Raw genomic sequence first — 12,647 nt, forward strand, 5'->3', positions numbered from 1 at the left:
AAACTCAGGTATTACGACTGCTTCGCAGCCGAACGCAGGCTTCGCCAGCTGCTACAACAATTGCGTTACCGCAGAAATTGCTTAACTGACTGGCATTAGGGCTTGCCCGCGAAAGCGGCTTGTCAGTCACATCTATGCTGGATGTGCCGCCGTCTTCGCGGGCAAGCCCGCTCCCACAATTGATCACCTTTTTGGCATGTCATTCAGAGCAGGCCACAGGTTCTGTGTTCTGGTTTTAAGCGGTCTTCCAGGTGATTTCTTCTTCACCGTCCGCGCTGATGCGCATCCAGCGATCCGCTGTTTCTTCACCTTCTTCCTCGACCCACGTACCCGGCGCGCAACGCACTTCGACGTTCAATGCGGCAAAGGCTGCGCGGGCGCAGGCGATGTCGTCTTCCCATGGGGTCTGGTCGCTGTCCAGGAACAGGCTGTTCCATTTGCCCACGGCCTTGGGCAGCCAGGTAACCGGTACATTGCCGGCCTTGCACTTGTAGGTTTGCCCTTTCTGAACCCAGTCGGTGCACGGGCCCAAAGCAGTGCCGAGCCAGGCCGCAATGGCCTTGTAGTCGACGTCGGCGTCTTTCAGGTAAATCTCGATATCGGGTTGGCGCATGGATGTCCTCACTGCGGGTCTGAAAAATCCATTCGCGGATTTAGCCGGCCTCAAGCTGTTTGCTCAAGACCAAAATTTAAGAGTTTATTGAAGAACAAAATAATCGTAGCGCATCGACACGGTGACCTCGAACGGCTCGGCCTGTTCGATGACTGCCGCCCGGCGTTCGGCACTGGCGCGCCAGCCGTGGGGTGTCATGGCCAACAGGTTCGCCCGGTCCTGACCGTTTGAAAGCGTCAGTTTGAATTCCAGGGTTTCGCTGTGTTGCAGCGCCATGCCTTCCGGCACCAAGGCCAGATGCTTGTCGTCGGTGTATTCACGCACTTCGTCGTACAACCGCTCGCGCAATTCCATCAAGTGGCCACTGGTCGGTCCGACTTTCATCAAGCCGCCACCGGGGCTGAGCAGGCGCTTGGCTTCTTCCCAGTCGAGCGGGCTGAAGACGCTGGCGAGAAACTGGCAACTGCCCGAAGCCAACGGCACCCGCGCCATGCTGGCGATCAACCAGGTCAGTTGCGGGTTGCGTTTACAGGCGCGTTTCACCGCTTCCCGGGAGATGTCCAACGCGTAACCATCGGCGTTCGGCAAGGCCTCGGCGATTTGCGCGGTGTAGTAACCCTCGCCACAGCCGATGTCGAGCCAGCGTTGTGGTGCATATTGCGCCGCCAGTTCGGCCAGACGCTTGGCCACCGGCGCGTAATGGCCGGCGTTCAAGAAGTCGCGGCGGGCTTCGACCATGGCCAGGTTATCCCCAGGGTCGCGGCTGTTTTTGTGCTGCACCGGCAACAGGTTCAGGTAACCCTGGCGCGCGCGGTCGAAACGATGCCCGGCGGGGCACGCCACGCCGTTGTCCACCGCGTTCAGCGGTTCGCTGCAGATCGGGCAGGCAAGCATCAGGCGAGCAACTTGATCAGGGTCTGGTAGTAGATTTCGGTCAGCACATCGAGGTCAGCGGCCAGTACGCGCTCGTTGACCTGGTGGATCGTCGCGTTGACAGGCCCCAGCTCAACCACTTGCGTGCCCATGGTCGCGATGAAACGACCGTCGGAGGTGCCGCCGCTGGTGGAGGCCTTGGTTTCACGACCAGTGATGTCCTTGATGCTCGATGCGACCGCGTCCAGCAACGCACCCGGTTCGGTGAGGAATGGCAGACCGGACAGCGCCCAGTCGATGTGCCAGTCCAGGCCGTGCTTGTCGAGAATGTCGGCGACGCGCTTTTGCAGGCCTTCAACGGTGGATTCGGTGGAGAAGCGGAAATTGAACACCGCCACCAGGTCACCCGGAATCACGTTGGTCGCGCCGGTGCCGGAGTTGACGTTGGAGATCTGGAAACTGGTCGGCGGGAAGAAATCGTTGCCGTGGTCCCAATGCTCTGCGGCCAGTTCAGCCAGGGCCGGGGCGGCGAGGTGGATCGGGTTCTTGGCGAGGTGCGGATAGGCCACGTGACCTTGCACACCGCGAACGGTCAGTTTGGCACCGAGGGAGCCGCGACGGCCATTCTTGACCACGTCACCCACCAGGGTGGTGCTCGACGGCTCGCCGACGATGCACCAGTCCAGACGTTCCTTGCGCGCGGCGAGGCGTTCAACCACAGCCTTGGTACCGTGATGTGCCGGGCCTTCTTCGTCGCTGGTGATCAGGAAAGCCACTTTGCCCTTGTGATCCGGGTAGTCGGCGACAAAGCGCTCGGCGGCCACGGTCATGGACGCGAGGCTGCCTTTCATGTCCGCCGCGCCACGGCCGCAGAGCATGCCATGTTCGTCGATCAGCGCGTTGAACGGGTCGATCTGCCAGGCGGTCACCGGGCCGGTCGGCACCACGTCGGTGTGACCGGCGAAGCACAGCACCGGACCGTCGTGTTTACCGTGGGTCGCCCAGAAGTTATCCACATCTTCGATGCGCATCGGTTCCAGCATGAAACCGGCATCGCCCAGGCGCTGCATCATCTGCTTCTGGCAATCGGCGTCGAGCGGCGTCACGGACGGACGGCGGATCAGGTCGATGGCGAGTTGAAGGGTCGGCGAAAGGTCGGCGTGGGCCGTCATGGAAAACTCCGGAAAACTGTAAATGTGGGAGCGAGCCTGCTCGCGATGAACGATGACACGGTCTGTATGACAAACCTCATCGCCTGCATCGCGAGCAGGCTCGCTCCCACAGGTATTGGGTCAAGCCATTGGGCGCAAGGCCTGCAAAATGGCGGTTATCTTAAAGCAAAACGGCGACCATTGGCCGCCGTTTAGTGCATCTGTACAGATTTAGACGGCTGGTACCGGCTCAGGCTCGGCGGCCGGTTTGGGCAGCGAAGACAGAAATGCCATGACCAGCGCCGCCAGATACGGCAACGACTGCACCAGCAACATGATCACCCAGAAGCGCATGTCGTTGCTCGGCAAGCCGTTCACCAGGAAGATCCCCAGCGCCGCGCCCCACAACAGCAGCATGATGAACACCTCTTCACGTGCCTCCGAAATGGCGACCCAGAAGCCATGGTTGTCGGCGTTTTTCGGCGTGCGGAAGAACGGAATGCTGCTGGTGAAGAAGCCGTACAGCACCGCTTTGGCGATGGTGTGCGACAACGCCAGCCCGGCCAATGCCGCGCAGAAGGCATCTTTCAGGTTCACGCCGACTGCACGGCGATACAGGAAGATGATCTTGCCGACCTTGAACACGAACAGTGCCAACGGTGGAATTGCGAAAATCAGCAGCGGTGGATCGACCCGCTGCGGCACGATAATCATCGCCGCCGACCACAACAACGCACCGACCGTGAAGAAGATGTTCATGCCATCCGCAACCCACGGCAACCAGCCCGCGAGGAAGTGGTAACGCTGGCCGCGGGTCAGTTCGGTGTCCTTGCCACGCAGCAGGCTGGCGGTGTGACGCTTGATGATCTGAATCGCCCCGTAGGCCCAGCGGAAACGCTGTTTCTTGAAGTCGATAAAGGTATCGGGCATCAGGCCCTTGCCGTAGCTGGTGTGGTAGTACGCCGCCGACAGGCCTTTTTCGAACACGCGCAGACCCAACTCGGCATCTTCACAGATGCACCAGTCGGCCCAACCGAGTTCCTCAAGCACCGAGCGTCGGGTCATGGTCATGGTGCCGTGCTGGATGATCGCGTCACGGTCGTTACGGGTGACCATGCCGATGTGGAAAAAGCCTTTGTATTCCGCGTAGCACAGCTTCTTGAAGGTGCTTTCGTTCTGATCGCGGTAATCCTGCGGCGACTGCACCACAGCAATTTTCGGGTCGGCGAAGTGCGGCACCATGTGCTTGAGCCAGTTCGGGTCGACGCAGTAGTCCGAGTCGATCACCGCGATGACTTCGGCATCCTTGGCCGTGTGCGGAATCAGGTAATTCAGCGCGCCGCCCTTGAAACCGGCCAGCGGGGCAACGTGGAAGAACTTGAAGCGCGGGCCGAGGGTTGCGCAATAATCGCGTACCGGTTCCCAGACCGCCGGGTCCTTGGTGTTGTTGTCGATGATCAGGACTTCGAAGTCCGGGTAGTCGAGGTTGGCCAGGGCATTGAGGGTCTGTTTGACCATCTCCGGCGGCTCGTTGTAGCAGGGCACGTGGATCGAGACTTTCGGTCTGTAGTCCGAATCGCCCACCACCGGCAGGAATTCACGCCGGCGCTTGTGGGTCCAGACGGCTTCGGCCAGTTCATGGGCCTCGGTCAGCAAAACAATAAAGACCCCGAGAGCGCCGAGGGCCAGGAGGAATCCGACGGTCAGGCTGAACCAGGTGCTGTATTGCTGGCTGTAGTCATAGCCGATCCACACCAACACCGAGCCGCACAGAAACGCGATGAAGGTCAGGAAGGTACGGCCACGTTGGCGCAGGGCCGAGCCGTCGATCATCAGCAGGGTCAGGGACAGCAACGCCAACACGGCCGAACCGATCGCCAGCACTCGCCATTGCGGGATCGCGACCACCGGGCCTTCGAAGTTGAATTTCTGCTGGCGCGCGGCGTTGAACACACCCCAATACGCGCCCACCGAACCTTCGTCGCTGGCTTTCCACGGCTGGTCAAACGCTTCGATCACGAAGTAGTTGAAGCCCTGGCGATTGAGTTTGTTGACCAAGGTGCGCAGGTAAATCGCCTGATCCGCCGGGCTGGCATCGGTGCCGCCACGCATACGACCGTTGCTCGGCCAGCCAACCTCCGAGAGCAGCAGTGGTTTTTTCGGGAACATCTTTTTCAGGTCGCGGGCGCGATCGAGAACGAACTGACCGGCCTTGTCCACCGGGATAAATTCCCAGTAAGGCAGGACGTGGGCCGCGATCAGGTCGACGTGTTTGGCCAGTTCCGGGTGTTCTTCCCAGACGTGCCACTGCTCGGAGGTGGTCACCGGCACTTTCACGGCCGCGCGGACGCGATCCAGCAGTACGCTGAGTTCGGCGGCAGTAATTTCCTTACGGAAGATTGCCTCGTTGCCTACAACCACACGAACCACGCTGCGCGAGGTGTTGGCGATTTCGATGGCGCGAGTGATTTCGCGCTCATTGCGCTCCTGGTCCGGGCTGATCCAGATCCCCAGGGTGACCCGCAGGCCGAATTCTTCTGCCAGTTTGGGAATGTCTCCCAAGGTGCCATCGACTGAGTAAGTACGGATGTTGTCCGTCAGCTTGCTCATGATCTCCAAGTCGCGACGCATTTGATCGTCGGTCGGGTATTGCTCTTTTTGTGGGTACTGGCCTTGCTGGTACGGCGAGTACGAGAAACCAGCGATCTGTTCAGGCCAGTTGGGGGCGGTGACCGGGCGATTGACTAGCGCCCAGAAGCCGGTAAACAAGGCTGCGATGGCGAGCACCACGACCAGGTTGAGTCCAAATTTACGCGATGACATGGTTATTTCGGGTTCCGGAGGCAGTGGAACGAAGGAACGGTCGGCAGAACGGCTGCCAAAGGACTTTTGGGCGCGCATCCTACACCGTGCTTTCACTTGCCGTACAAGAGGCAAGGAAAAGTCTGACGTTGGGCAATCCCGTTTCACATAAGTTCTTACACTTGTAGCCGGAAGGTTAAAAGTTCTCGCGCTGTGGCCCTATAATGCGCGCCGGTTTTTGGGGTATTGGTCATGAGCACAGAAGATCCGCGGTTTGCAGGCATCGCCCGTTTGTATGGCATTGAGGGGCTGGAGCGCCTGCGCGCGGCGCATGTGGCGATTGTCGGCGTCGGTGGCGTCGGTTCCTGGGCGGCAGAAGCCGTTGCCCGTTGTGGCGTGGGCGAGATTTCGCTGTTTGACCTGGACGACGTCTGCGTTAGCAACGCCAACCGTCAGTTGCACGCGCTGGACAGCACCGTCGGCAAACCCAAGGTAGAAGTGATGGCCGAGCGCCTGCGCGGGATCAACCCGGACTGCACGGTGCACGCGGTGGCGGATTTCGTCACCCGCGATACCATGGCCGAGTACATCACGCCGAACATTGACTGCGTGATCGATTGCATCGACAGCGTTAATGCCAAGGCCGCGCTGATTGCCTGGTGCAAGCGACGCAAGATCCAGATCATCACCACCGGCGGCGCGGGCGGGCAGATCGACCCGACGCTGATTCAGGTGTGCGACTTGAACCGCACGTTCAATGATCCGTTGGCGTCGAAAGTTCGTTCTACATTGCGCCGCGATTACAATTTCTCCCGCACAGTGACGCGCCATTACAGTGTGCCGTGTGTATTTTCCACCGAACAACTGCGCTACCCGAAACCCGATGGCAGCATTTGCTTGCAGAAAAGTTTTGTCGGAGATGGCGTGAAGCTGGACTGTGCCGGCGGGTTTGGCGCGGTGATGATGGTGACGGCGACGTTCGGCATGGTCGCGGCGACCAAGGCTGTGGATAAGATTGTGGCGGGTGTGCGGCGCCCTTCGGATCGGGTTAAACCTGAGGCTTGATCGCCGAAAACGAGAAAAGCCCTGCAAGCGTAAACCTGCAGGGCTTCTCGGTCAGGCTGACCAGTTCATTAAGCCCGGCATAAAAGCCGGGTTTTTTGACTGGCGTCGAGCTTAAGCGGTGAAGGTTTTGCCTTCGAACTGCTCAGCCACGAATTTCCAGTTGACCAGGTTCCAGAACGCTTCAACGTACTTCGGACGCAGGTTGCGGTAGTCGATGTAGTAAGCGTGTTCCCAGACGTCGCAGGTCAGCAGCGGGGTGTCGCCGCTGGTCAGCGGGTTGCCGGCGCCGATGGTGCTGGCCAGGGCCAGGGAACCGTCAGCCTTTTTCACCAGCCAGCCCCAACCGGAACCAAAGGTGCCGATGGAAGTCTTGCTGAACTCTTCCTTGAACTTGTCGAACGAACCAAAGGCAGCGTTGATGGCATCAGCCAGCGCGCCTGTTGGTTGACCGCCGGCGTTTGGTGCCAGGCAGTTCCAGTAGAAGGTGTGGTTCCAGACCTGAGCGGCGTTGTTGAAGATACCGCCCGAGGAAGATTTAACGATTTCTTCCAGGGTCTTGCCTTCGAACTCGGTGCCTGGCACCAGGTTGTTCAGGTTCACGACGTAGGTGTTGTGGTGCTTGTCGTGGTGGTATTCCAGGGTTTCCTTGGAAATGTGCGGCTGCAGGGCGTCGTGTGCGTAAGGCAGCGGCGGCAATTCGAAAGCCATGATGATTCTCCTAATCAGGTCAGTTGCGGTGAGCGCAAGGCCGATCACGGGCGGCCAGACAAGCGCCGGGGAGTTTGTACTCTTTGCGGCGCAGGGAATCGGATCATAGCACCGGGGGTGCGGCATAACCACGCAACAACTGTGTGGAATAGAGGTTCCAGAGCCATTTGGAATAATTAAGGGGCGACGATTAATTGAAAGGCCACGGCAAACATCATCACCGCCACCAGCAGATCGAGAATTCTCCAGGTGCCAGGCCGTGCGAGCCAAGGCGCCAACCATGCCGCGCCCAACGCCAAGGTGAAGAACCACAGTAACGACGCACTCGCCGCGCCCACGACATAAGCGCCAGGCTCGGTTTGCTGCGCACCGAGGGAGCCAATCAGTAAAACCGTGTCCAGATAAACGTGTGGGTTGAGCAATGTCACTGCCAACGCGCTGAGCATGACCGCCCGCAGTGAGCGAGCAGTCTGGTTTTCACCCTGTTGCAGGCTCTGTTTCGAGCAGGCCCTGCGCAATGCCTGGCTGCCATACCAAATCAGAAACACCGCGCCTCCCCAGCGGGCAACCGCCAGCAATGTCGGGTTTTGCGCGAGCACGGTCGCCAGACCGAACACGCCTGCGGCGACCAGCAGTGCATCGCACGTCACGCACAACGCTGCCACCGGCAGGTGATGTTCACGCCGAAGACTTTGCGCCAGCACAAACGCATTCTGCGTGCCGATCGCCATGATCAGCCCGGCGGCCACCAACAGGCCGTTCACATAGCTTTGCCACATAAGGTTTACTCCGCGTTGGCTGCAAGGTCGCGCAGCACGCGCAGTGCGCGTTCGGCGTCGGCTTGACCGACAAACAGGTGGTCGTGGTAGTAACCGGCGATCACGTTGCAACTGATGCCGGCCTTGCCTAACGCGGTGGCGAAGGCGGCGGTCAGGCCGACGGCTTCCAGCGCCGAGTGAACATTCAAGGTGATCCAGGCCGCGACGTAATCGAAGCTGAAACCGGCCTGTTCGGCGTGGGAACGTTCCAGAATCACGGTCAGGCCTTCCTGCTCGCGAAAGCTGCCGACAATCTCAAGGCCCGCCGGCAGCTTGCCGTCGCGCAGGGTGCAAAACACATATTCGCCGGCGTTGAGTTGCGGGCTCATGCTGCGAAGCAGGGTTGCCAATGATGTTTCGCCAGCCATGTCGGTGTTCCTTGTTCAAGAGATCTTGATGGGCATTCTCCGCTGCTAACCTGTATAAGAAAAACCAATCATGATGATCGCTCATTAGGAAAACTGATGTTCGACTATAAATTACTGTCTGCCTTGGCCGCCGTGGTCGAGCAAGCCGGTTTCGAACGGGCCGCCCAGGTGCTCGGGTTGTCGCAATCGGCGATCTCACAGCGCATCAAGCTGCTGGAGGCGCGGGTCGGCCAGCCGGTGCTGGTGCGGGTTACGCCGCCGGCCCCGACGGACATTGGCCGTCGCCTGCTCAACCATGTGCAGCAGGTACGTTTGCTGGAGCGCGACTTGCAGTCCCTGGTGCCGGCGCTGGATGAAGAGGGCCTGCCGGAGCGCCTGCGCATCGCCTTGAATGCCGACAGCCTTGCCACTTGGTGGGCGCAAGCGGTGGGCGACTTTTGCGCCGAACAACACCTGCTGCTGGACCTGGTCGTCGAAGACCAGACCGTCGGCCTCAAACGCATGCGTGCCGGAGAAGTAGCGGGGTGTCTGTGCGCCAGCGAGCGCCCGGTGGCCGGTGCCCGCAGCGTTCTGCTGGGGGCCATGCGTTATCGGGCGTTGGCCAGTCCGGCGTTCATCGCGCGCCATTTTCCGGACGGCGTTCGCGCCGACCGACTGGCGAAAACCCCGGCGCTGGTCTTTGGCCCGGACGATTTCCTGCAACATCGCTATCTTGCTTCGCTGGGGGTGGATGGCGGTTTCCAACACCATTTATGCCCCTCGTCTGAAGGCTTCATTCGTTTGACCGAGGCCGGTCTCGGCTGGGGGCTGGTCCCGGAATTACAGGTGCGCGAGCAACTGGAGCGTGGTGTTTTGAGGGAGCTTTTGCCAGATAAGCCCATCGACGTGCCGCTGTACTGGCATCATTGGCGCAATGGCGGTCAACTTCTGGGGTTGTTGACCGACCAATTGGTGCGTTCGTCGAAGCAATGGCTGGTGCCTTGGACGCAGCCGTAAGCGTCAAGCTGCAAGCGGCAAGTGAGCGCTTGCGGATCGTTTTTAACTTGCAGCTTGTAGCTTGAAGCTTACATCTGCATTTGTGGAGCACTACATGAAAATTCTGGTCACCGGCGCAAGCGGCTTCATTGGCGGACGCTTTGCGCGTTTCGCCCTGGAGCAGGGCCTGGACGTGCGGGTCAACGGTCGCCGGGCCGAAAGTGTCGAACACCTGGTGCGCCGTGGCGCCGAGTTTATTCAGGGCGACTTGAGCGACCCGGAACTGGCGCGCGAGCTGTGTTCAGACGTCGAGGCCGTGGTCCATTGCGCGGGGGCGGTGGGGTTGTGGGGACGCTATCAGGACTTTCATCAAGGCAACGTCCAGGTCACGGAAAACGTGGTCGAGGCTTGTCTGAAGCAGCGCGTTCGCCGGTTGGTGCACCTGTCCTCGCCGTCGATCTACTTCGATGGCCGAGATCGACTGGGCTTGACCGAAGAACAGGTGCCCAAGCGTTTCAAGCATCCTTACGCCGCGACCAAATTCCTGGCCGAGCAGAAAGTCTTCGGCGCCCAGGAGTTCGGTCTGGAAACCCTGGCCCTGCGCCCGCGTTTCGTCACAGGTGCCGGTGACATGAGCATTTTTCCGCGACTGCTGAAAATGCAGCGCAAAGGACGCTTGGCGATCATCGGTAATGGCCTGAACAAGGTCGATTTCACCAGTGTGCAAAACCTCAACGAGGCGTTGCTCAGCAGTTTGCTCGCCAGCGGCTCGGCCTTGGGCAAGGCCTACAACATCAGTAACGGAACGCCGATTCCCTTGTGGGATGTCGTCAATTACGTCATGCGCAACATGGAAGTCCCACAAGTGACGCGCTACCGTTCCTACGGTTTGGGCTACGCCGCCGCAGCGCTCAACGAAGGGGTGTGCAAGCTATGGCCGGGGCGTCCCGAGCCGACCTTGTCGCGACTGGGGATGCAGGTCATGAACAAAAACTTCACCCTGGACATCAGCCGCGCCCGGCATTACCTGGACTACGATCCGAAAGTCAGCCTCTGGGCCGCCCTCGATGAATTTTGCAGTTGGTGGAAGGCTCAGGACATCCGCTGACCTGCCAGCCTGGCCTGCCGGCACTGAACCGAGTCGGGTGTAGAGAGTCAATCGGTGCGGCTGTGGGGGTTATACTCGCCGCATAAAGCCATCACCTCGTTCTACAAAGGTTGATTCAATGTCCATGCGTAACGATGCCAACGACGATTTCGATGTACCGAGTCTGCGTGCTGACAGCCTCGACGATGATTACCCGCCTACCGTTCGTACTCGCGTGCATTCGCGGCCGGCGCCGGTGGTAAAAGTCAAAAGCGCCAGCACAGGCCCACTGTGGGCGTTGGTCGGAGCGTTGTTTTTTGCGTTTGCCGGCCTTGCTTGGTGGAGTTTTCAGCAGATCTCGCTGATGGAACAACAACTGGTGGCCACCCAGGAAAGTTTCGCGCGTATCAGCGAGGAAGCCGCAGGGCGCTTGCAGGACATTTCCGGCAAGGTCGTCGCCAGCCAGACCAACGTCACCAGCGACAGCGAAGCGCTGAAGCTGCAAATCAAAGTCCTGGAATCCAAACTGCTGGATCAAGGCAAACAGCAAGAAGGCGTTGTTGGGCAGGCCTCGGATCTGGACAAGCGTCTGGCGCAGATGACGGCACAAACCAGTGAACTGGATAAGCGACTGGCGCAACTCACCGCCCAGGACACAGAGCATCAGGCGGCCAATACGCAATTGCAGGCCCAGGTCAAAGCCTTGAGCGCTGAACTCACCGCCCTGAAAAGCGCGCCGGACGACAGCAGCAAATTCGACGCTCAGCTCAAGAGCCTGGGCGCCGACATTGCCGCGCTGAGAAAACAAGGCAACCCAAGCGCCGCTATCGAGCGTCTGGAGGAAGAGATAATTGTGCTCAAAAGCGTGCAGGACAACCGTCCAGCCGCTGCGCAAGGTTCCACCAATACCGCCGAGTTTGACGCGTTTCGCGGCCAGGTAACCCGCAACATCAACACTCTTCAGGCGCAGATCCAGAATTTGCAGCAACAACTTCGCGCACGGCAGTAGAGCCGCCACACCGCTCCTGTAGCAACTGGCGCAGCCTGCGTCGGCCGGTCCGCGCTCGGGCGAAGCAGTCGTGAAATCAGTCCACGCGTTTTATCAGACAAATTGCGGGGTCGGGATACAGCCTCGCTGGGGCTCGACAGCTGCTACAAATTCGTAGATATCCAACGGCCGTCTACGCTCTTGAAACACCAATAAGATTGAGGGATGCACTATGGGGGTTCTGCAAAAACTGGCATTGCTGGGCGCGATGCTACTCCTGTGCCTCGGGCAGGCTCAGGCCGCCGGTACGGAAAAGGAAGACAGTCAGGCCGCCAAAGCCTTGCTGGAGAAGGCCCTGGCCTATTACCACGACAATGGCGACAAGGCGTTCGCGGCATTCAGTCGTCAGGGCGAGTTTGTCGACAAGGATCGCTACGTCTTTGTGGTCGACACCAAAGGTGTGATGCTCGCGAGCGGCGGGCCGTCTGCGGCGTTGATCGGACGTGATGTCACCGAAACCCTCGGGCCGGACTTGCAGAAAGCCTTCAAGGACGCGGTTAACGTGCCGGAGAGCAATGGTATTCAGGAGGCGGAATACCGCTGGCAGAACTGGGAGGACGGCAAAGTCGAGCGCAAACATGTGTACTTCCAGCGCGTCGGTCAACGGATTCTGGCGGTCGGTTACTACCTGCCACGGGCATCGGCGGAACAGGCAATGGCGCTGCTGAACAAAGCCGCGACCGATCTGGCCAAGGACGAGAAGGGCACGCTGACCGCGATCAACTCCCTCAAGGGCGGTTACTTGCAGGATGATCTGTATGTGTTCGTTGTCGACCTGAACACCCAGCGTTACGTGGCCCACGGCACCAACCTGCGGCTGGTCAACACCGACTTTGGCGCGATCAAGGACCCGGAAGGCAATCCGGTGGGTGAGCCGATCCTGGCTTTGATGGCCAAGAAGGATTATGGCGATTACAAGTACCGCTGGAAAAACCCAGTGACCAACAAGATTGAAGACAAGCATGCCTACCTGAAAAAGGTCGGGCATTTCCTGGTGGCTGTGGGGTATTACAGCCCTTGATTTTCAGTGACTGACAGACCGCTTTGATTGATCGTTCCCACGCTCCGCGTGGGAATGCCTCAATGGACGCTCCGCGTCCGCTTCGGCAGGGACGCGGAGCGTCTCGGGCTGCATTCCC

The 12,647-nt window shown here is 59.7% G+C and carries 12 protein-coding genes; 5 read left to right on the forward strand and 7 right to left on the reverse strand.

The annotated features are described in order from the left end of the window. Window positions 1-235: 235 nt before the first annotated feature. From PMI22_RS07450 to PMI22_RS07435, 4 genes are all read right to left on the reverse strand, one after another. Window positions 236-613: a hypothetical protein gene (locus PMI22_RS07450; protein ID WP_007947690.1), complete on the reverse strand. Its 378-nt coding sequence runs from the start codon at window positions 611-613 to the stop codon at window positions 236-238. Between the two features lie 84 nt (window positions 614-697). Next, window positions 698-1,507, reverse strand: coding sequence for a putative RNA methyltransferase (locus tag PMI22_RS07445; RefSeq protein WP_007947691.1), 810 nt, complete (start codon window positions 1,505-1,507; stop codon window positions 698-700). Further along, a complete protein-coding gene (gene dapE / locus PMI22_RS07440) occupies window positions 1,507-2,658 on the reverse strand; it encodes a succinyl-diaminopimelate desuccinylase (RefSeq protein WP_007947692.1) in 1,152 nt (383 codons plus the stop codon). Before dapE ends, PMI22_RS07445 begins: the two co-directional genes overlap by 1 nt. A 210-nt stretch (window positions 2,659-2,868) precedes the next feature. Next, the gene (locus tag PMI22_RS07435; RefSeq protein ID WP_033049548.1) at window positions 2,869-5,460 is read right to left on the reverse strand and encodes a glycosyltransferase; all 2,592 of its coding nucleotides are present in this window, start codon (window positions 5,458-5,460) and stop codon (window positions 2,869-2,871) included. Window positions 5,461-5,691: 231 nt separating this feature from the next. On the opposite strand from PMI22_RS07435, the gene tcdA reads away from it, so the two are divergent. Then, a complete protein-coding gene (tcdA, locus tag PMI22_RS07430; protein ID WP_007947694.1) occupies window positions 5,692-6,504 on the forward strand; it encodes a tRNA cyclic N6-threonylcarbamoyladenosine(37) synthase TcdA in 813 nt (270 codons plus the stop codon). A 111-nt stretch (window positions 6,505-6,615) separates the two neighbouring features. Here the strand turns inward: tcdA and PMI22_RS07425 are convergent, their stop codons facing one another. From PMI22_RS07425 to PMI22_RS07415, 3 genes are all read right to left on the reverse strand, one after another. Beyond that, window positions 6,616-7,212: a superoxide dismutase gene (locus PMI22_RS07425; RefSeq protein WP_007947696.1), complete on the reverse strand. Its 597-nt coding sequence runs from the start codon at window positions 7,210-7,212 to the stop codon at window positions 6,616-6,618. A gap of 176 nt (window positions 7,213-7,388) precedes the next feature. Continuing rightward, window positions 7,389-7,991, reverse strand: a complete 603-nt coding sequence (locus PMI22_RS07420) for a LysE/ArgO family amino acid transporter (RefSeq protein WP_007947697.1) — start codon at window positions 7,989-7,991, stop codon at window positions 7,389-7,391. A gap of 5 nt (window positions 7,992-7,996) precedes the next feature. After that, window positions 7,997-8,398 (reverse strand): ACT domain-containing protein, encoded by a 402-nt coding sequence (locus PMI22_RS07415; RefSeq protein ID WP_007947699.1) that lies wholly within the window; start codon window positions 8,396-8,398, stop codon window positions 7,997-7,999. A gap of 96 nt (window positions 8,399-8,494) precedes the next feature. Here PMI22_RS07415 and PMI22_RS07410 point away from each other — a divergent pair, with 96 nt between their 5' ends. From PMI22_RS07410 to PMI22_RS07395, 4 genes are all read left to right on the forward strand, one after another. Next, window positions 8,495-9,394 carry a LysR family transcriptional regulator ArgP gene (locus PMI22_RS07410; protein ID WP_007947700.1) on the forward strand — a complete coding sequence of 300 codons (900 nt, stop codon included), beginning with the start codon at window positions 8,495-8,497 and terminating at the stop codon, window positions 9,392-9,394. Window positions 9,395-9,488: 94 nt separating this feature from the next. Continuing rightward, entirely contained in the window at window positions 9,489-10,481 is a 993-nt protein-coding gene (locus PMI22_RS07405) for an NAD-dependent epimerase/dehydratase family protein (protein WP_007947701.1), read from the forward strand. Between the two features lie 118 nt (window positions 10,482-10,599). Then, window positions 10,600-11,469 carry a hypothetical protein gene (locus tag PMI22_RS07400; RefSeq protein ID WP_007947702.1) on the forward strand — a complete coding sequence of 290 codons (870 nt, stop codon included), beginning with the start codon at window positions 10,600-10,602 and terminating at the stop codon, window positions 11,467-11,469. 211 nt (window positions 11,470-11,680) lie between these two features. Beyond that, the gene (locus PMI22_RS07395) at window positions 11,681-12,529 is read left to right on the forward strand and encodes a cache domain-containing protein (RefSeq protein WP_007947703.1); all 849 of its coding nucleotides are present in this window, start codon (window positions 11,681-11,683) and stop codon (window positions 12,527-12,529) included. The last annotated feature ends 118 nt before the right edge of the window (window positions 12,530-12,647 follow it).

Origin of the sequence: Pseudomonas sp. GM21 (genome assembly GCF_000282215.1) — a bacterium.
GTDB lineage: Bacteria > Pseudomonadota > Gammaproteobacteria > Pseudomonadales > Pseudomonadaceae > Aquipseudomonas.